Origin of the sequence: Stenotrophomonas terrae (assembly GCF_039674165.1) — a bacterium.
In the GTDB taxonomy this organism is placed as follows: Bacteria; Pseudomonadota; Gammaproteobacteria; order Xanthomonadales; family Xanthomonadaceae; genus Stenotrophomonas; species Stenotrophomonas terrae_A.
In genome coordinates this window covers 18577-38951 of record NZ_JBDJMY010000020.1, presented here as the reverse complement: position 1 = coordinate 38951, position 20375 = coordinate 18577, and the positions used below count along the sequence as shown (strand labels likewise).

Here is a 20375-nt window from a genome sequence, read left to right as displayed (position 1 = left end):
GCAGGTGGCTCACAGGGTCAAACCGGCGGCATCGCTTCGAATGCGAGTTCGTCAGGTTTGGAAGGTGTGCGCCTGCTTGTTTTTGATCAGCACAGGTGTCTGACGTCGTAATGCGCTTACCGTTCTCAGATGCGTTGTTTGCAAATACACGTCCGATAGTGATGCGCTGGTCGCGTCTGATGGCACGTATTTTCCACTTCTGCGCGGCGGTTTCGCCTGCGGCGCTGGTGCTGTTGCTGATGGGCGTGCATAACGGCGCCTTGATACGCACCTATGGCGTGCTGGCCTTGCTGGCAGGCCTGCTGACCCTGCTGGTGTTCACCGCCTTTGGCATGTACGGGCGGGAGATGTTCAGCAACCGGGTATTGATCCGCTCGACGATCGTGGCCTGGTCGGCAAGCTTCGGCCTGGTGCTGATGCTGCATACGGTGTTCCGGGTGATTGCCTATCTGCCGGTGAAGATGGCGCTGCTCTGGTATCTGACGACACTGTTGCTGCTGGTGCTCGGGCGGCTGTTGATGCTGGCGTTCTTCCAGCGACGCATCCGTGCTGGCCATTTCGTCGGCCGTTCGGTGATTCTGGGCGCTACGGAGAACGGCGCGCGACTCGCGCAGCACATGCAGCAGAACGTGGATATCGCCAGTGGCCTGCTGGGGTTCATCGATGACCGCAGCCCGGAGCGGATCAGCTCGCACCTACGCCCACAGCTGATTGGCAACTTCACCTTGCTTGAGCAGCTGATCCGCAACAACGAGGTGGACCAGGTGCTGATGGCGCTGCCAGCGGTGGCAGAAGGGCGCAATCATCATTATGTGGAGCTGCTCAGGAAGATGCCGGTGCAGGTCTTCCTGGTGCCGGAGATGCAGGCCTTCAATTTTGCCTTGCCGCGCGTGGCGGACATCTCCGATGTGCCGATGCTGGTGGTGTCGGAGCCGCCGTTGAAGGGCTGGGCACCCGCCTATAAAAGAGCCGAGGACATCATCCTGGCCAGCCTGGCGCTGTTGCTGCTGTCACCACTGATGCTGCTGGTGTCGGTTGCGATCAAGCTCGATTCACGCGGCCCGGTTCTGTTCCGGCAGCGGCGCTATGGCTACAACCACCAGTTGATCGAGGTCTACAAGTTCCGCTCCATGTTTCACGATCAGCGTGACATGGATGCGCAGACCCAGACCCGCGCCGGCGATCCGCGCGTCACCCGCGTGGGCCGCTTCATTCGCAAAAGCAGCATCGATGAGTTGCCGCAGCTGTTCAATGTGCTGGCCGGCAGCATGTCGATGGTGGGCCCGCGGCCGCATGCCACGGCGACCAAGGCTGCAGACGTGTTGTTCGAGGAGGCCGTCGCCAACTATGTGGCCCGGCACAAGGTGAAGCCCGGCATCACCGGCCTTGCGCAGGTACATGGTTACCGTGGTGAGACCGATACCGTCGAGAAGCTGCAGAAGCGTGTCGAATACGATCTTGCCTATATCGAGAACTGGTCGCTTGGCCTGGATGCCTTCATCCTGCTGCGTACGCTGCCGGCGGTGCTGTCGATGAAGGCGGCATATTGATGGCCCGCCCACGTGTTGCCTTGATCATTCCCGTGCGCAACGGTGAGCCACATATGGCGCGGATGCTGCCGGCGTTGCGTGCACAGTCGCTGCAGCCGGACGAGTTGCTGATCATCGACAGCGCCTCCAGTGACGGCAGCGTCGCGCGCTGGCGCGAATACGGGGCGCGGGTGGTGGAGATTGATCCCCGCGACTTCAATCACGGCGGTACACGCCGCCTTGCAGCCGGTATGGTCGACGCCGATGTGCTGATCTACATGACCCAGGACGCGATACCGGTGCCACCGAACGCGCTGCAGGCGCTGGTGGATGGCGTGTATGCCGCCGACGATGTGGGCGTGGCCTATGGGCGCCAGCTGCCCCACCCGGATGCCGGCGTTCTGGCGCGGCATGCGCGTGCCTTCAACTATCCGCCGCAGGGCCGCATCAAGCGCAGCAGTGACGCTGCCGAACTGGGCATCAAGACCTGTTTCAGCTCCGATGCGTTCTGCGCTTATCGCGCCGATCTGCTGGCAGCTATTGGTGGCTTCCCGCAGGACGTGATCGGCACCGAGGACACACATATCGCGGCGCGGATGCTGCTGGCCGGCCACGCGGTCAATTACGCGGCTGCGGCCGAGGCCTGGCACTCGCACGACTACACCATCGTGGAAGAGCTCAAGCGCTACTTCGACATTGGCGTTTTCTATTCGCGCGAACGCTGGATACGGCAGAACTTTGGTGGGGCAGGCGGCGAGGGCGGGCGTTTTGTCCGTTCCGAACTGCAGGCGCTGCGCCACGCCGGGGCACTGGCTGCCGTGCCGGGCGCGCTGCTGCGCACCGCTGCAAAATTCATCGGCTATCGTCTTGGGCATATGGAGCGGCATCTGCCGCTGCGCCTGAAGCGACGCATCGGAATGTTTACCGGCTATTGGAGCAAATCATGAAATCCCTGCGATTGGTGCTGCCGGCGCTGCTCACCCTGCTGGTGACGGCGTGTGCGATGTCCAACGTTGTGCAACTGCCCGCCAGCAAGGTCATCGGTGAGCGCCAGATCAGCAATTTCAGCCCGGAGCAGCTGCCCAAGCCGGTGCTCAAGGTGCATGTCGGTGACGTGCTGCGGATCGTACGCGACGCACAGACACCTGCGGAGAAGGACGAGGCGACGCTTTACCGGGTCCGCCCCGACGGCACCATCGCCTATCCCTTCATTGGTATCGTCAAGGCCGGTGGGCGCAGCCCCGAGGCGATCGGCGAAGAGATCAGCCAGCGGTTGGATGCGATCTACCGTGAGCCGCGGGTGACCATCAATATCGCGGAGGCACCCGGTAGCCGGGTGTATGTGGGTGGCGCGGTGCGCAACCCGGGCGCGTTCGATCTGATGTCGGCGGTGACCGTGCCACAGGCCATCACTGCCACCGGCGGCGTGCTGCCAACCGCGGACAGTCACCATGTGGCGCTGGTCCGCCAGGACGACGATGGTGTGCAGCAGGTGTACTTCTTCGACTACGCCCAGCTGCTGAGCCCTGCCACCAACGGCAAGGCGGGGGTGCAGTTGCAGCGCGGTGATCTGGTGTTCGTGCCCAGTTCGCGCATCGGCAATGCGATCCAGCGGGTGGACATGTATGTGGGCCAGCTGCTGATGTTCCGCGGGTTCGGCGCATCGGCGAATTATCAGATAAACGAGCCGTCCTATCGGATCAACAACCCAGACGGGAGCGTGCCGTGATCGAGGTCCGTAGTCTTCGTGACGCGCTGCGTCTTCTTTTCATCTTCACGCGTGAGTTCCGGCTGACATTGCTGGTCACGATCGCGGTGGTGGTTGCCGGTGCCTTCCTGCTGCCCAATCGCTACGTTTCCGATGCGCGGCTGCTGGTCAAGCCTACCCAGAGTGCCAGCGTGCAGCTGCCGGTGCAGCCGGGCCCGGAGTCCGGCTTCGTGCAGCAGAGCCCGCAGCGTGATCCGCTGCTGGATGAGGAAAAAATGGCGACCAGTGCGCCGGTCATGCTGAAGGTTGCCAAGGCCTATCTGGCCATGTCGTCGGTACCACCGCAGGGCGGCTGGGCGCGTTTCAAGTTCCAGCTTGGAAAGGCGGCCGCGTGGTGCAAGGAACTTGTCCGCGACATGTTCGTGGGCGTGGGTCTGATGGACAAGGCGCCGCCCGAAGACCGTCTGGCGGCACGTCTGGCAAAACGGCTGGCGGTAAGCCATGACCCGGGCTCGAACGTGATGGAGATGCGCGTGACCTGGGGCGACCCGCAGGTGGCGCAGGGCATCTCGCGGGCCTGGGTGGATGCGTATTTCGATGAGCGCGCAAATGCTGCGGGCGGCGATGCGTTGTTTGATTTCTACCAGCAGCAGAACACCGAGCTCAACGACACCATCATCAAGCTGAAACAGCAGTTGCGTGATCGCCTGCGGGTGATCGATGCCACCAGTGTCGAACAGCGCATTGAAGATGTGACCGATCAGCTGCAGAAGCTCTATCGCCAGCGCCGCGAGCTGCAGGCCGAGCGTGAAGCGCTGCGGGGGATACTCGGTGCGGCCGGACGGCAGCTGCCGGCCGTCGCCGGTGAAGTGATGACCGAGCGTGAGATCAGCCTCAATCCCGCCCGCGAAGACCTGAAGCTGAAGTTGAATGGCCTGAAGCAGCAGCGCCTGGATCTGCTGCGCAACTTCAAGGATGGCGCGCCGCCGGTGCGGGCGCTGGATGAAAGCATTGCCGGCCTCGAAGCGGAGATCGCCGCGGTCAATGACAACGTGGTGCGTTCGCGCAACATGGCCCCCAACGCCCTTGGCACGCGCCTGCGCCAGGACATGCAGGACGCACGCATCAATGTTGCCAAGATCGATGCCAACATCGCCGAGATCGACGAACAGCTCAAGCAGCTGCAGGCCGCACGCGAGGAAGTGATGTCGGCCGAGCCGTCATTGTCGCGGCTCAGCCTGGAGCTGGGTTCGGCCGAGAAGACCTTCGCGCAGTATTCGGACTATCTGCTGCGCGCGCGCGTGATCCGTGATTTGAATCGCAATCGGCTCAGCAATGTAGCCTTGGTCGGCGAATCGAGTTTCACCCCGTCGCGGGTTTTCCCGAAAAGCATGTTGATGTTGCTGCTGACCCTGCCGGTGGCGTTGGTTGTGGCCTTGGTGGTGGTGTTCGTGCTGTATCTGCTGGATCAGCGCATCCACGACGGCGGTCGCATCGAGAAAACCTTCAACGTGCCGTTGTTGGCCACGGTGCCGGAGATAGCGCGCGACCAGGAGGGGTCGCAAGCACTGCGTGCGGCGCTGTATCGCATCTACTGCCGGCTGCCGTTGGAGCAGATTGCCGAGCGCGGGCTGTCTCTGGGCGTGACGTCAGGTCGTTCCGGCGAGGGTGTCAGCTTCATCGCCTCGCGCCTGGCCATCGTGCTCAGGCAGCAGGGTTATACGGTGCGCGAGGGGGCACTGCCGGTCCAGCCCGGTGAGATGTTGATCGTGCAGGCGCCGCCGTTGAGCGACGAGCATGCGCTGATAGCGTTGCGCGGCTGCGACCGCATCATCCTGGTCGTGCAGGCACGCAGCACCACCGTACCCGCAGTGGAAAGTGCCTTGGCGCTGCTGCGCGACGCACTGGGACGGGTCGATGGCATCGTGCTCAACCGACGCGTGTTCGAGATCCCCGCCAAGTTCTGGAAGCCCATCAGTCGCTGGCTTGGGGCGTATTGAGTGAGAGTCGCCCTGCTCGCGCCACTGCCACCATTGCAGAACGGTATTGCCGACTATGCCCAGGCGTGGATGCAGGCGCTGCGTGGCGTCGGCGTGGACGTGTGCGTGCCACCGCACCGCGACGGGGAGGGTTGGGATACCCACGATGCGGATTTCTGGCAGGGCGTGGACATCGTCCATGCACAGCTGGGCGGCGGCCGTGGGCCGGAGTTCGTTGCGCTCGAGCAGCTGCGTGTGCGCTGGCCGCAGCTGGCGACCAGCGCCACCGTGCATGATCCCGAACGCCTGGTGTGGCGCTCGCCGGACCCTGCGCGCGGCGTTTTACGCCGCGTGGCGACGTGGCCGCGTCCGCTGCCGCAGCTGCTTGCGTTGGCACAGGACCGCAGCACGCTCGCACGCGAACGCAACGTGGCCGCCGGTCTTGATGCGATGGTGGCCTTGACCCGCACCGGCGCCACCTGCCTGCGGGAGCGGATGCGGAGCGCGGCAGACAAGGTTCACTTCATCGCGCATGGCAATCCGGTATTCGCCCAGGCGGAGCTGCCTCCGGACGAAGTCGTGCGGTTGCTGTATTTCGGCTTCATCTACCCGGGCAAGGGCATCGAAGATCTATTCGAAGCCGTAGCCGAGGTTTTCCGCACTCGGCCGCAGGCGCGGCTGGTGTTGACCATGGCCGGTGGCTCGTCACCTGAGCTGGCCTTTGGCAGCCGTGGCAACTATCTGTCACAGCTGCGCGAACTCGCCACCGGCCTTGGTATCGCAGAGCGGATCGCGTGGCAGCTCGATCTGCCCGCCGAGGGAATACTTGATTGCGTGCAGGCGCACCACGCGATGGTGCTGCCTTATCGCGATTCGCGGAAGCTGGCGCTGCTTGGCAAGCTGCGCGGGACCAGTGGTGCGCTGTCGTGGGCCAATGCAAGCGGGCGTGGGGTGATAGCCTCCGATGCGCGCGCGTTTGCCGAAGAGGTTTCATACGGCAACGGGGTGGTCTTTGCCCAGGGCCAAAGCCACGCGCTGGCGCAGCGGATTGTTGCACTGCTGGATGCGCCATCGCTGGCACGCCAGTGGGCGGTGGCGGCATCGGCGCTGGGTAAGCAACGGCAGTGGCAGACGATTGCAGATGAGTTTGCGGCGCTGTTCGCATCGGTAGTGGAGCGCAGACGATGAAGGAAGCGGGCGTGTTCAAGGTACGTCTGACGCGGATACTTGGCTCAGCGCTGTTGGTTGGCGCGCTGCTGTGGGGCGTCAGCGCCTGCGCCAAAGGCGAGCGGGCCGGACTGGAGCTGGTCCCGCCGCGGCCGGTGGTGTGGGCGGACTATCTGGGCGTCAATGCGCACTTCCTGTGGTTCGAGCCGGCGCGCTACCGCAAGCAGATGGATCAGCTACAGGCCCTGGGCCTGCATTGGGTGCGGGTGGATCTGCACTGGGACACCATCGAGCCACGCCAAGGCCAGTTCCGCTGGGATGTGCTTGATCCACTGATGGCGGAAATGGAGCGGCGCGGTCTGCAGGCCGAGGTGTACCTGGTCGGCTCGGCACCGCATGCCACCTCGGCGCCGGCGGGCAGCCCCAATCCCGACCAGTATCCGCCGAAGGATCCTGCGCTGTATGCGCGCGCTATGGTGCAACTGGCGCAGCGTTATCCCAAGGTGGTGGCCTGGCAGGTGTGGAACGAACCCAACCTGCCCGCATTCTGGCAACCCCGCGAGGACCCTGCCGCTTATGGACAGTTGCTGCTGACCACCGTGCAGGCAATGCGCCGTGAAGCCCCGGGCCGGAAGATCGTACTGGGCGGCATGGGCTATTTCAGCCAGATGCCTACCCGTAACGGCGCATTGATGGTGGAAGCGCTAGCCAAGGGCGGCTTGTTTTCCCTGGACGTGATCACCGCCTACCACCCGTATTCGCTGTATCCGGAGGGCGACGATGCGCACGCGATGGACTTCGTGCAGCGCGCCCGTCAGGGCAACGCGTCCTTGAGGGCCGCCGGTGCGGGCGAGATCTGGGCCGACGAATGGGGTTGGTCGAGCTATGCCGGCCCAAAGGAAGAGCAGCCCATCATCGGTGCGCAGGGGCAGGCGGACTTCGTCACCCGACGTTTGGCGCTGATGAGCGCACTGGATTACGACAAGATTTTCCTGTTTGCCCTGAGTGACCTGGATCAGCGCGCAGGTGCGCGCGACCGCCGCTACGGTCTGCTCGACGAGGCAGGTGATGCCAAGCCGGTATACAGCGCGGTGCAGCGGCTGCTGCAGATCACCGGGCCGCGCCTGGTACCGGGCAAGGCGCCGGCATTCAATGGCGCTGCGCCGGGTTTGATCAGCATTGGTTGGCAGCGCCCGGACGGCCGCCGGCTATGGATGTTCTGGGCGGCGCAGCCCGGGCAGGTCCAGGTCAACGGCCTCAACCAGGCGGTGCTGCACGACGTGCTGACAGGCGCGCGCAAGCAACTGGGCAGTGGTGACGCGGTGCAGGTACCGGTGTCGACATCGCTGTCGGTATTGGAGTGGTGATGCGGCCGCTGCATATCCTGTGGATCCTGCCGTATCTGCCATGGCCAACCACCAGCGGCGGCAAACTGCGGCAGTACCATCTGCTGCGCTGCCTGGCCGCGCGCGGCCATCGCATTACCCTGCTGGTGCAAAGCAAAGTGCCGCTGGATGCCGCGACCCAGGCGCAGTTGGAGCCGCTGCTGGAACGTCTGCTCGTGCTTGAGCGGCGGCCGCTGCGCTCAATGAAGACGATGCTCGCTGGGCTGCTGTCGCCAGCGCCGCTGCTGGCCTCGGTCAACGGCTACGCGCCGGCGTTCAGCCGCGCATTGGAGCAGTTGCTGCAGCAACCCTGGGATGTGGTGCAGTTGGAACACTCCTATATGTTCGAGCCGTGCCGCGGCCCACTGCGCAAGCATCAAGGCGGTTTCCTGCTCAGCGAACACAATGTCGAATCCACGCTGGCAGAGGTGACCTACAGTCGTCTGCCGGCAGTATTCAGGCCATTGGCGCGACTGGACCGTTGGCGTTACCAGCGTTGGGAACGCCGGGTTGTTGCTGCTGCGCGCAAGGTGGTGGCGATGACCGGGGACGATGCCCGGGTGCTGGCGGCGTACAGCCGCCAACCTGTCGCGGTGGTAGTCAACGGTACCGATACCGGGGCGTTCTCCGAGGTGGTGGCTGATCATGCCGCACGGCGGATTTTGTTCGTAGGCAACTTCGAGTACGCGCCCAACATCGATGCGGTGGAGTGGCTGCTGGACGACATCATGCCGGCGATATGGGCGGCGGAGCCGCAAGTACGGTTGTGCCTCTGCGGCTACGCATTGCCGGCGCAATGGGCCGAGCGCTGGCCGGATCCACGCATCGAGTGGCTTGGGTTTGTACCCAGCCTGCAGCCGGTGCAGGCCAGCTGCAGCCTGTTCCTGGCGGCGCTGCGCGATGGGGGCGGTTCCAAGCTCAAGGTACTGGAGGCGATGGCGGCGGGCCTGCCGGTGGTCGCTACGCCGCAGGCGGTGTCCGGGCTGGATGTGCAGCGTGGCACGCACTACCAGGGCGGTGTGGACGCGGAGGCACTGGTTGCTGCGGCCTTGCAGTTGTTGGCAAGTGCACAGCTGGCACACAGCACCGGCGAGGCGGGCCGTGACTATGTACGCGCGCAGCACGATTGGCAGCGTTCCGCAGACCAGCTGGAGGCGGTGTACGCCGGGCTGACATGCGCATAGGCATCGATTACCGGCCGGTCACCGCCGCACCGCATTCGGGCATTGCCCGTCAGGTGCTGGCCCTTGAGCAGGCGCTGCTGGCCGAAGGGTGCGAGCTGCTGCGTTTCAGCATGGCGCCGGAAGGGCATCCGCACCGGCAGCTGGCCATCTGCCCACCTGCGGCGACGGCCAGCAACGGCCTGCATCGGCCGCGTTCGCGCCTGGCCTTCGAACTGGGCTTCCTGCCGGGAGCACTGCGGGCGCATGGTGTCGATCTGTATATCGCCACCGCCAACAGTGGTTTGCCGCTGCGCCGTCCGCCGACATTGCGCAGGCAGGTACTGTTGCTGCACGACGTGTTCCAGCTGACCTTGCCCGGCCGTCATGCCAGCTGGCTGCACGGGCGTGTCTATGGCGGCATGGACCGTTTTCTTATCGGGCACGCGGTGCGCGGCGCCGACGCGATCTGGACACCGTCGCAGTTCAGCGCTGCTGCGCTTGCACGGTTGTATCCGCGTGCGGCGGAACGCACCTCGGTCCTGCCTAATGCGGTACTGCCGTTGGCGGCACCCAGTCCGGCGTCCGATCCGGCGTTGCCAGCGCGCTACTGGCTGGTAGTGGGTACCCGCGAGCCACGCAAGAACATCCCGTTCCTGCTGCAGCAGTGGAACGCGCTGCGTGGTGATGGCCACGCGCTGCCGGATCTTGTACTGATCGGTGACCCTGCCGATGTACCTGCGCACCTGTCGGCGCTGGCAGGCCTGCACTGGCGCAGCGGGCTGAGTGACGCGCAGCTGTCGCGGCTGTATCACGATGCCGAACGCCTGCTGCACCCGGCGACCGCCGAAGGATTCGGCTTGCCGGTGATCGAGGCATTGAGTTGCGGCACACCGGTTGCGGTCGCCACTGGCAGTGCGCTGGATGAGATCACGCCGGCGCAGGCGCTGCGGTTTGATCCGCGGGACGTGGTTCAACTGAATAGTGCGCTGCTGGCGGCGGCATCGGGGCGCGGTGAGCAGGAAACCCCTGGCGCGCTGATGATGTCAGCACGGCGCTACAGCGCCGGGCCCTACCAACAACGGGTGGCACAGCTGCTGCAGGAGGCATGGCGATGAGGCTGGGCACTACTGTCGCCGTGCTGTGCGGCCTGCTGTTCGGCAGCCTGCTGCTGTTCCTGCCGCCGTCCAAGTTTTTCGTGGTCTTGGCGGGACTGCCGGCGGCGCTGGTGGTGCTGCGTTGGCCGATGGTAGGGCTGTCGCTGTTCGCGCTGGTGGCCACCTTCATGCCGTTCAGCACGTTGCAGGTGGGTTTCCGTTTCACCTTGGCCGAGGCGATGCTTGGGCTGACCTGGGCGGGCGTGGCGCTGCAGTTGTTCTTCCAGCGGCTGGAGCGGCCGCAGTGGGGCAGCGTCGAGCGCGGCCTGCTGTTGTTGATGGTGTTCAGTGTGCTGCCGTTCCTGGTTGGTCAGGTGATGGTGGTGGCCGATGGCAATGGACCAGTAAATTGGGTGCGCTGGTTGGCCAACCTGTCGCTGCTGTTGCTGGCACCGCTGATGCTGTCGCAGGAAAAGCAACGCGAACAATTGATGGTGATGCTGTTGCTGGGCAACCTGGCGATGTTGTTGCTGTCGTTGGGGATGTTCGTCAAATCACGCAGCGCGCTGGACATGATCCCGGTACTCGAGAAGATGCATTACGCGCACCCGGAGGCGTTGCTGGATATTTTCAGTGCCGAGAACGCGCGCCTGGGCTCGCCCTGGGTTCACCCCAACCTGACCGGCGGCGCGATGGCGATGTTCGTGCCACTGGCGGCCTTCTACGGCCTCTATCAGCACGGCTGGCGGCGCGCACTGGGTGCGGCGGTGGCCGTGCTCGGTGGTGCGGCGTTGCTGTTGAGCAGCTCACGTGGTGCCATCCTGGCCATCGGCCTGGTACTGCTGTGGCTGTCCTGGCTGCGGGTTCCCTATGCGCGTGCGATGGTCATGGCCGGCATCATCCTTGGTGGGGTGCTGGCGCTGACCTATGCGCCGCTGCAGGACCGTCTGGCGACGATGTTCTCATCGGACAATGCCAGCACCGAGGTACGTGTGGATGAGTACAAGCGTTTCCCCGAGGCGGTGGCACGCTACCCCTTGGGAATCGGCTTCCGCACTGAACCGCCAGTGCCGGGCAGTGGCCTGCTCGGCATCTCCAATCTTTGGCTGTACTACATGTACAAACTGGGAGCGCTGGGCATGGTGCTGTATTGCGTGGTGACCTGGCGCTGGTGGCAACAGGTGCGGCCGCGCGGCAAGGTGCTTACGGTGGATAGGCGTAATGGGCTGTGGATGGGCTGCACCACCGGCCTGGTAGCGGCCTTGCTGACCGGACTGATCGATCACTATTACAGTTTCACCATGGTGCTGGTGGCCTTGTTCTGGCTGCTGATGGGTCTGGGGTTGCAGAGCGCGGCCGCGGTTTCCTCCGGTACCCCTGGCCAGCCTTTGTCGAGTTTGAGGAAGCAGCAATGAAACACCGGATTTTTCATTCCATGGATCTGCGTGCACGGCTGGCCGACTACGCCGCCCGCATGCAGGTTGCTCCGGCCGCGCTGGGCGAAGCCTACGAATGGCTGTTGGCCAACGAGGGCGCATTCGAGGAAGCCAGCGGTGATCAGGTGCGGGTATCGATCTGCTCGGTGGATATCGAATCGCAGCTGCAGCATCCACTGGGCAGGCAGCTCTACCATGTGCTGAAGACCGAGGTTCCGGCGCAGCTGGTGCCACGCTATGGCATCAACTGGCCGACGTTCAAGGACCGCTCCCTGCGCTTGTGGGAGCAGATCTACAACATCGCCATCAACAAGGTGCCGTTCCATTGGGTGCGGCTGACCTGGTTGCGCCTGGGCGGCGCGAAGATCGGTGAGGGTTCCACGATATGGCGCAATACCGAAGTGCTGGGTGTCAACAATCTGGTGATCGGCAAGGACAGCGTGATTGCCTGGCACTGCCAGATCGACGCCCGCGCCGGCCTGCGCATCGGTGACCATGTCGCCATCGCTTCGCACGTGCTGATCATTGCCGGCTCGCATGACCTGACCGCACCGGAGTTCTGGTCGGTTTCCGCGCCCATCATCATCGATGACTATGTGTGGATCGCCAGCCGCGCGCTGGTCGCGCATGGCGCGCACCTTGGGCGCGGCTGTGTGATCACCGCCAACACGGTGGTGGCCAAGGAAGTGCCGCCCTACAAGATCATCGGCGGCACCGGTGCCAAGCCAATGGGTGAGCGGCCGCACAACCTGTCCTATCGGGTGGGTGGCAAGAACATCCTGACGCTGCTGCACTGAGCATGTTCCGCACTACGCTCTGGTTGACGGTGGTGACGGTAGCCGGGCTTGCGCTCGGCTTCGGCCGCGAATGGCTGCTGGTCGATGCCTGGGGCGCAGGTGCACGTACCGATGGTTTTCTGGTGGCGCAGTTCCTGCCCGAAGCCATCCGCATGACCTTGGCTGCCGGCCTGCTGTCGTCGGCCGCGCTGCCGTTGTATCAACAGCTGGATGTGGAGCGCCGCAGCGGGTGGGTGTCCACCCAGGTGGCGAGTGTGTTGCTGATCGGCATTCTGATCAGCGTGGTATTGGCGTTGGCTGCTGGTCTATGGGTCAGGTTGATAGGCCCGGGGCTGGCGCCTGCCGCGCAGCATACTGCTGCATCCAGTCTGCTGGTGCTGTCCTGCGTGATACCGATGCTGCTGCTGCATGCGTTGGCAGCGGCGGTGGGGCAGGCGCAACAACGATTTCTGGTGGCCGGCCTCGGCTCGTTTCTCTACAACCTGCCGCCGGTGCTGTTGTTGCTGCAGCAGCGTGGGGCAAGCGATGAGCGCAGCCTGTCGTGGGCGTTCGTTGCCGGTGCCGTACTGATGTTGTTGTCGGTGCTGCCGTTGCTGTGGCGCGGTGGCTGGCGGCCTTGGCGCTGGTGCTGGCAACGGCGCGATGCTGCTGAACTGTATGCCAGGCTCGGGCCGTTGCTTGCCAGCGCCGGGGCCAGCCAGGGGCTTGTGCTGCTGGAGCGCATCTGCGCCTCTTTCCTCGGCGAAGGTGCCATCACCCTGGTCAACCTGGCGCGCAAGCTGGTCAACCTGCCGTTGGTCGCGCTGATGAGTCTCAACCAGGTGGTGCTGGCGCGCATGGCGCAGTTGGGTGAAGACCTTGCCGCGCGGCGGGCTGCATTGCGGTTGGGCTTGCTGCTGACGGCTGCAATGACCATTCCTGCTGCGGCCGGCATGATTGGCAGCGCGCCGTCACTGGTGGAGTTGCTGCTGCCCTCCGGCATGCAGCAAGGGCCGTTGCCGATGTTGCTGGCCTGGTTCGCATGCGTGATTGTTTTCGGCGCTTGGAATGCTTTGCTCGCGCGTTATGCCTATGCCATCGGTAACACTGTCTTGCCGATGCGCTATGAGTTGATGGGCAGCGCGGTCAATGCCTTGGCACTGGCGTTGGTGCCGGCGGTGACGGGGATCGCCGGCATCGCATGGGCTGCGTTGGCCGGGTGTCTGTTGACTGCCCTGCTGTTCCTGCGCCGCTATGCGCTGCTGGGCGATCCATTGATGCGGCGATTGCCAGTGCTGGCGATGCTTGCACTGGCGGGGGCGTGGCCGCTGTTCTTGCTTGTACCGGGAGTATGGCTGCAGATCTCCGCTGCTTCGTTATACGCGTTCGTATGGCTCCTGTTGCTGGGGAGCTGGTGTCTACGCATCGCACGGGCGCCGACGCTTGTCTCCCCAGGCTGACTTGAGTTGGCCGCTTGAATCGATCACGTTGATGCGCATGCGCCGGGCTTGGGCAGTGCGTCCTGCATACCCAGCTGGCTGTGCCGGATATCGCTTCGGGGCTTGAATGGCCAACTGACAGCAGCCACGGTGCGCTCGGCGTCGTGGCTCGTTTCAAGCGGACGGGTTACAGGTAGGTAATTCTTACCAGATAGCCGCTTTGCGCCGACTGTGCAGCCAACCTGTACTTGGTTGAGAACAGCCGTTGCTGGGCCTGCGGCAACGGCGCCATCAAGGTGGTTGCGGCTTGCGGAGAGGTGGCCGAGCCGACCGGTACGTTGCTGCCGGTATCCAGGGTTTCCACGCTGATAGCCGCACCCTGGGTTGCACGCGGGCAGTCATCCAGGCGCAGCTGCTGTGCCTCCACTTCAAGCGCGGTCGCGCAGCCCGGGCTGGTGATCCGGCCGCTGAACTGCACAGTGCCCTCACTGGGCTGGGCCAGCGCGCTGATAGGAGCAAGTGCCACGCCAAGCAGGAAAGAACGGTTCATGGTGGTGCTCCGCGCTGTGGGGCCTTCAGTAAGCGCCCGCCCATGGCGATGCAGAAGACGCAAATTGCAGTTCTGCAGGAGGCGATCACGCAGCGAAGGTGACTTTCATCAAGGCGGTTTATTCCCTCGATCGCAGCCCATTTCCCAAAGCACTGTTCTCAGTTTTAAGGGGACCAGGTAGTGAATTTGGATGGGTCTATCCCGCGAAGCGATATGCGGAAGTTGCTGGCATGCGCGTCTGTGTAAAGGGGCCAAGTCAATTCGCAATTTTCGTGAAGGTCATCACATTAATAATTGCTAACGTTTGCCCCGGACCTGACAAGCGGTCGCCGCGTTCTCACCAGGATATCGACAGTGGGGTATCGCTTTGGAATCGCTTGTTCCCTCCGCACTCACTTCAATCAATAGGGCAAGGTAAACGCAATGCGCAACGTCAACATCATGGCAGTACTCGTACTGGCTGCAGTCCCGCTCATCGCCAGCGCCGCTGATGGCACCATTACCTTCAATGGCGAGATCACCGACAAGACCTGCACCGTTTCTACGCCGCAGGGTAACGATTTCACCGTAACGCTGCCGACCGTGGGTGCCAGCGCCTTGGCCGCCAGTGGACAGGTTGCCGGCCGCACTCCGTTCTCGATCAATCTGACCCAGTGTGATGCGGGCAACGTTGCGGCTTACTTTGAGCCGGGCGCCACCATTGACGCCAGCAGCGGTCGTTTGAACAATACCGCTGCTGCCAACCCGGCAACCAACGTGCAACTGCAGTTGTTGGGTAGCACCAACGACGTACTGCCGGTGACTGCGGCGGGAGCAGGCCAGGTGCAGGCTGGCTCGCAGTGGGTGACGGTTGCTGCGGATGGATCGGCAAACCTGAACTACGCCGTTGAGTACTACGCCCAAGGTGTAGCAACTCCGGGTGAAGTCACCAGTAGCGTGAAGTACACGATCATCTACAACTAAGTGTAGTTGTCGGGACCCTCGACCGGCAGTGCGCCCGGTCGAGGGATTTTTGCGCGCATGGAATCAGTGGCGGCGATGAAATCACTTTTCAAAAAAAACACTGCTTGGCGCAGCGTTGATGGTGTCGTTTTGTCCGCCCAGCATGGCGGGCGTGGTAATCAGCGGAACGCGGGTCATTTATCCATCGCAGGTGCGGGAGATTACTGTCCAGGTGAGCAATGTGGGTGATACGCCCTCGCTGGTGCAGGCATGGATTGATGGAGGAAATCCCGAGCAGACAGCGGAAAACAGTGACGCCCCTTTTTTGCTGACGCCGCCCATAGCGCGTGTCGAAGCCGGGCGCAGTCAGGCGTTGCGAGTAATTTTTACCGGCGCCGACTTGCCGACGGATCGCGAGTCACTGTTTTGGCTGAACGTATTGGACGTGGCGCCCTCGCCGAAGGATACCGGCGAAGAGCAGAACTATCTGCAGGTTGCATTTCGTTCGCGGATCAAGCTGTTCTATCGGCCGAAGGGTTTGCCGCAAGACGCAAACAGTGCACCAGCGAAGCTGCGTTGGAGTTGGTCAGGCGGAAAGCTGCGCATCGACAACCCAACGCCTTATCACGTGACGCTGGCTGAAGTGCGCGCGGGTGCGACCAGCACTGGCAGAGTGATTGAAGGCAAAGGCGCGATGGTTGGGCCGAATCAGAAGTTGGTGTTTGACACCGATGAGTCCATGAATCAGGTGAGCTTCGTCACCATCAACGACTACGGCGGCAGGGCGGAGAGCATCGCCAACGTAATGGTTGGTCATTAAGCACATCGGCTCGAAGGATTGAGCATGTTCGCGGTAGCAATCGTTCTCAAGGAACTCGGTGTGATTGAGTGCAGTTTGTCGTCATCAATTCGGAGATCCATTGACGGTACGGCGCGAGCCAAGGTCCGCCTGTTGCCGGGGTTCGTGCTTGCGGCAGGCGTAGCGATGCCGTTGTCTTTGTTGGCAGCGCCGGCGCCCAGTCCTGAGCCAAGCGCCAATCTCGGTGAGCAGGCTCTATTGGTGAACGGCGGGCCTGGCAGGCCTGCTGCTCCGGAAGCGGCGCAGTTCGACTCGAACTTTCTTTCCGGCTCGGGTGCGAAGGTCGATCTGTCCGCCTTCACCAACGGAAATCCGATGGTGGCGGGCGACTATCGAGTGGACATTTACGTCAACGGCAGCTGGAAGGGGCGCCGTGATCTGCCGTTCCGCGCAAATGGAAAAGGAGAGGTAGGCGCTTGCCTGGACATCGCGCTGCTTGAGGAACTTGGTGTAGATACCGAGCAGCTGCTGGTGGCTTCCGCAGACGCGAACACTGCAGGTGCCTGCTACCAGGTGCAGGAGCGCATACCCAATGGGTTTGGCATTTATGACAGTGGAAATCTGCGCTATGACTTGAGCATTCCGCAGGTGAATTTACGGCGCGAAGCGCGCGGCTATGTTAATCCTGCACTATGGGACCGTGGCATAAATGCAGGCTTCGTCGGCTATAGCTTCAATATGGTGGACGGGCAAACACGCGGTGCGCTGGCTCAGCGCAGTCGGAGCGCCTACCTAGGTCTGAACATGGGGTTGAATCTGGGTGGCTGGCAGCTGCGTCAGGACTCCAACCTTACCTGGAACGAGGGTTCGGGCAGTCATTGGCAGCGCATTGCGACTTATGCCCAGCGAGGATTCGCAGAGGTGGGAGGGGAACTCACCGTTGGTGAGGCCTATACCAGTGGTGAACTGTTCGATTCGGTTGGCTATCGCGGTATCAGCCTGGCTACTGACGATCGCATGCTGCCGGATTCTCTTCGTGGCTACGCTCCGGTGATACGCGGCATCGCCGAGACAAACGCCCGTGTGGAAATTCGCCAGAACCAACAGTTGATCTATTCCAGCACAGTCTCGCCTGGCAACTTCATCATTGAGGATCTGTATCCCACAGGCTATGGCGGTGATTTGGATGTCAGTGTCATTGAGGCTGATGGTCGCATCCGGTCCTTCAAGGTCCCGTTCGGCGCGGTTGCGCAGATGTTGCGGCCAGGCATGTCTCGTTATGCGTTCACGATTGGCCAAGTACGCAATGACAATCTGTTGGATGAACCCTGGCTTGCGCAAGGTACCTATCAGCGCGGCATGGGTAATCGCTTGACGTTGTACGGCGGCGGGCTACTTAGTGATAACTACGCCGCGTTGCTGTATGGCGCGGGCCTGGCCACACCTGTCGGTGCGCTGTCGCTTGATATGACGCACGCGCGCTCGCGGTTCCAGCGCGGCCAAGATACGGTGGGCTCGAGCATGCGGCTGAGCTATAGCAATCTGATTGGTACGTTGGGCACCAATGTGACACTGGCAGCTTATCGGTACTCAACCCGTGGCTATTACACCCTGCAGGACGCGTTGAGCCATCGTGATTCGATTTCGCGCGGCTTCGGCGCGCAGCGTTATGGCAAGCAACGCAGCCAGTTCCAGTTGACCTTGAACCAGCCGCTGGCCAAGGGTTGGGGCTCGCTATATGTGACTGGGTCGGTGCGCGACTTCTACGATGTACCCAGCAACAGCGTGCAATACCAAGTTGGCTACAACAACGCTTGGCGCGCGGTGAACTTTGGCTTCTCGGCGGTTCGCACAGAAGAAGGCCTGCCTGCAGTCCGTGATACCCAATACTTGCTGAGCATGAGCATGCCGCTGGGCAGGCGTAGTCGGTCGATGGCGTTCAATGCGGACATCGGCATGCGCGACGGTGGTGCAAGGGGCCGCAACGGCGGCTATGAGAGTAGCCGCATCGGCATCAGTGGGTCTGCAGGTGCTGACTACAATGTGGATTATGGGCTGACTCTGACCGACATCCGCGATGGCCGCACCAGTGTGATGGCCTCGGCGGGCTATCGAGGCCGCTATGCGACCGTCAATGGTGCCTACGGTTACTCCGATGACTTCCGCCAGTTGTCGCTTAGCGCCAGTGGAAATGCATTGGTGCACAGCGGAGGCGTAACTTTTACACCGTATCGTGGCGATACCATGGTGCTGGTGCATGCCCTTGGCGCGACTGACGCCCGGCTGACCAATGCTCTGGGTCTGCGCGTGGATAGTCGGGGCTATGCGGTGGTTCCGTATGTCTCGCCATACCGCCTCAATGCCATCACCCTTGATCCGGCCGACATGTCGCGTGATGTCGAACTGGAGTCCAGTAGCCAATCGGTAGCGCCTTACGCGGGTGCGATCAGCCTTTTGCGCTTCCAGACCCGGAGCGGCAGGGCGTTGCTGATCAGTGTGCGCGGTGCTGGCGGGCAGTCGTTGCCGCTTGGTGCTGCGGTCAAGGACGACGACGGGCAACTTGTTGGTCTTGTCGGGCAAGGCGGGCGTCTTTATGTGCGCACCGAGCGCGATAGTGGCCTGCTGCGGGTGGAGTGGGGGTCGCACGCGTCGCAACGTTGCTTGTTGCAGTACCAGGTAGCTGCGGCTACCGGCCAGGAACAGTTGGGAATCACTTCAGTGGAGACGGTATGTCGTTGATACATTGCCCGATGCGGTTGCTGGGGGTGGCCATGCCTGCGGTGCTAGGATTTTGTTTTGTACAGCCAGCATTTGCACTCTGCAAAATAAGTTCACCAAGTTTTGTCGCTCAAACCATCGATTTGAATCTTGGCGAAGTTAGCGTCCCGTCGAATCTTCAGGTCGGCGGCGTGATTCTTACGCGGACCTTTCCCGTCACATCGAAGGCCTCGACGAGTTTCCGTTGCGATTTATCTGGAGGGTACGCAAAACTTGCGCTTTTTCAAGGTGGAATTTTGAGCGGCGTGCCCGGCTTTGGTGAGGGCGTTCTAACCACTGCCGTTCCCGGGATCGGAATCAGGATTAGGCAGACAGTTGCGGCTAACGGGGGAGGAACAAGTACGCATTACTATCCGGTGGAGATGAGGTACGGGGCATTGGCGTCATTCGGGATACCGAGTTCAAATCTGGTAGTAGAGTTGATAAAGGTCAATGCTGTTGTTGGTAGCGGCCCGATCGCCGGTCCTGGCTTGCTCGCGGGCCTAATCCTCGATGGTGTGGATTCATTTTCCCCCTTATTGGCAGTGACCCTGAGAGCCGGTGGGGCGACCATTAAACCCCCCACCTGCGTGCCCAGCGCCGGTAGCCAGAATATCGCGGTGAATTTTGGTGCCGTGTCCCGGAGTGTATTTTCCGGAGTGGGTGCTGTTGCTGGCAATCGCGATTTCAATATTGAGCTTGATTGTCAAAGCTCCAGTGTGGCGGGTTCCACCGTCGGCGTGCGCGTGGATGCTCTGCAGGATGCTTCAAGCATGCCGGGTGTAATGGCATTGACTGCGTCTACGGACGCGGCCTCCGGTATAGCGATTCAGATGGTTCAACGTGGAGCGCAAGGTGAGCGGCCGCTGCGCTTTGGCGAGACCGTTGTTCTTGCCAGCGGGGCAATGAATGCCGGAACGTTGGTTTTGCCATTGAGAGCCCGCTATATCCAGACCAGTGCGGGTGCGGTGGGGCCCGGTAGGGCGGGGGGCATGGCGACGTTTACCATTCAGTACAACTGAGCGTTACTCGTGTACCCCTCCCCTGCATGTTTTTTTACGTGCGACTGCTGTTTGTTGCCCCCTTTGACTGTGCAAAGGAAGTGTAGGCTTGCTTCTGTGGCCGCCGCGTAACTCGATGGCGCGGCTGCTGTTGCAGCTGTAATGGCTTGTGGGCCTGGTAGCGTGGAAAATGCATGGCGTGGGTTATTTAATTCAGTTATTTACTTGCCGGTGCATGATTTAGTGGTAACAAATCGTGGTGTCGTGTGTTGAATCCGACATCAATGTTATAGTCGATACGCCTGATTGCGTTCGATCAAAATAGCAAACGGAGGTGCTTGCCTATGTGCTTGGTTATGCCGATCAAGGTGCTGGCTGTCTGAACTGAATCCCCAACTTACCTGCTGGAAATTGGCGGGGCGCCGTGGCAATGAGGAACTGTATCGTTCCTGCTGCAACAGTGGTTGGTTCCGCGATTCTAATTTGATCTTCAACTGCAGCTGACGCCACGCGTCGGATCGCACTGCATTCAATTGCAGCCTGCGCTCGCACGAAATACCTGTGAGCATGTTCGGCCGCGCTGCATGTACAGCGGAGGCGGCGCAGGCCTGTGCGAAATAAAACAACCGACTTCTCACCTGCGAGTTGCG

General features: G+C 62.2%; 16 protein-coding genes. 15 read left to right on the top strand and 1 reads right to left on the bottom strand.

Going from position 1 to position 20375, the window contains the following annotated elements:
* Positions 1 to 179 precede the first annotated feature (179 nt).
* The 11 genes from ABE493_RS10880 to ABE493_RS10830 are packed head-to-tail and all read left to right on the top strand — an operon-like array spanning position 180 to position 13697.
* Positions 180 to 1550 (top strand): undecaprenyl-phosphate glucose phosphotransferase, encoded by a 1371-nt coding sequence (locus tag ABE493_RS10880; RefSeq protein WP_346498936.1) that lies wholly within the window; start codon positions 180 to 182, stop codon positions 1548 to 1550.
* Complete coding sequence (locus ABE493_RS10875; RefSeq protein WP_346498935.1) at positions 1550 to 2476, top strand: glycosyltransferase family 2 protein; 927 nt, start codon at positions 1550 to 1552, stop codon at positions 2474 to 2476. The genes ABE493_RS10880 and ABE493_RS10875 overlap by 1 nt, the downstream gene beginning before the upstream one ends.
* Entirely contained in the window at positions 2473 to 3258 is a 786-nt protein-coding gene (locus tag ABE493_RS10870; RefSeq protein ID WP_346498934.1) for a polysaccharide biosynthesis/export family protein, read from the top strand. Before ABE493_RS10875 ends, ABE493_RS10870 begins: the two co-directional genes overlap by 4 nt.
* A complete protein-coding gene (locus ABE493_RS10865; RefSeq protein WP_346498933.1) occupies positions 3255 to 5237 on the top strand; it encodes a GumC family protein in 1983 nt (660 codons plus the stop codon). Before ABE493_RS10870 ends, ABE493_RS10865 begins: the two co-directional genes overlap by 4 nt.
* Positions 5238 to 6404, top strand: coding sequence for a glycosyltransferase (locus ABE493_RS10860; protein WP_346498932.1), 1167 nt, complete (start codon positions 5238 to 5240; stop codon positions 6402 to 6404).
* Positions 6401 to 7750 (top strand): beta-galactosidase, encoded by a 1350-nt coding sequence (locus ABE493_RS10855; protein WP_346498931.1) that lies wholly within the window; start codon positions 6401 to 6403, stop codon positions 7748 to 7750. The genes ABE493_RS10860 and ABE493_RS10855 overlap by 4 nt, the downstream gene beginning before the upstream one ends.
* A complete protein-coding gene (locus tag ABE493_RS10850) occupies positions 7750 to 8952 on the top strand; it encodes a glycosyltransferase family 4 protein (protein WP_346498930.1) in 1203 nt (400 codons plus the stop codon). Before ABE493_RS10855 ends, ABE493_RS10850 begins: the two co-directional genes overlap by 1 nt.
* A complete protein-coding gene (locus tag ABE493_RS10845) occupies positions 8943 to 10046 on the top strand; it encodes a glycosyltransferase family 4 protein (RefSeq protein ID WP_346498929.1) in 1104 nt (367 codons plus the stop codon). The genes ABE493_RS10850 and ABE493_RS10845 overlap by 10 nt, the downstream gene beginning before the upstream one ends.
* On the top strand, positions 10043 to 11440 hold the full coding sequence (locus ABE493_RS10840) for an O-antigen ligase family protein (RefSeq protein WP_346498928.1): 1398 nt from the start codon (positions 10043 to 10045) through the stop codon (positions 11438 to 11440). The genes ABE493_RS10845 and ABE493_RS10840 overlap by 4 nt, the downstream gene beginning before the upstream one ends.
* A complete protein-coding gene (locus tag ABE493_RS10835) occupies positions 11437 to 12258 on the top strand; it encodes an acyltransferase (protein WP_346498927.1) in 822 nt (273 codons plus the stop codon). The genes ABE493_RS10840 and ABE493_RS10835 overlap by 4 nt, the downstream gene beginning before the upstream one ends.
* 2 nt (positions 12259 to 12260) lie before the next feature.
* The gene (locus tag ABE493_RS10830) at positions 12261 to 13697 is read left to right on the top strand and encodes a lipid II flippase MurJ (RefSeq protein ID WP_346498926.1); all 1437 of its coding nucleotides are present in this window, start codon (positions 12261 to 12263) and stop codon (positions 13695 to 13697) included.
* Between the two features lie 166 nt (positions 13698 to 13863).
* Here ABE493_RS10830 and ABE493_RS10825 read toward each other — a convergent pair whose 3' ends face one another.
* Positions 13864 to 14226: a hypothetical protein gene (locus tag ABE493_RS10825; protein ID WP_346498925.1), complete on the bottom strand. Its 363-nt coding sequence runs from the start codon at positions 14224 to 14226 to the stop codon at positions 13864 to 13866.
* Between the two features lie 423 nt (positions 14227 to 14649).
* Between ABE493_RS10825 and ABE493_RS10820 the strand changes: the two genes are divergently transcribed.
* The 4 genes from ABE493_RS10820 (at position 14650) to ABE493_RS10805 (ending at position 19746) form a co-directional block, all read left to right on the top strand.
* Positions 14650 to 15189, top strand: coding sequence for a fimbrial protein (locus ABE493_RS10820; RefSeq protein WP_346498924.1), 540 nt, complete (start codon positions 14650 to 14652; stop codon positions 15187 to 15189).
* Between the two features lie 118 nt (positions 15190 to 15307).
* Positions 15308 to 15988, top strand: coding sequence for a fimbrial biogenesis chaperone (locus tag ABE493_RS10815; RefSeq protein WP_346498923.1), 681 nt, complete (start codon positions 15308 to 15310; stop codon positions 15986 to 15988).
* A 24-nt stretch (positions 15989 to 16012) separates the two neighbouring features.
* Entirely contained in the window at positions 16013 to 18706 is a 2694-nt protein-coding gene (locus ABE493_RS10810; protein ID WP_346498922.1) for a fimbria/pilus outer membrane usher protein, read from the top strand.
* Positions 18697 to 19746, top strand: a complete 1050-nt coding sequence (locus ABE493_RS10805) for a fimbrial protein (protein ID WP_346498921.1) — start codon at positions 18697 to 18699, stop codon at positions 19744 to 19746. Before ABE493_RS10810 ends, ABE493_RS10805 begins: the two co-directional genes overlap by 10 nt.
* The last annotated feature ends 629 nt before the right edge of the window (positions 19747 to 20375 follow it).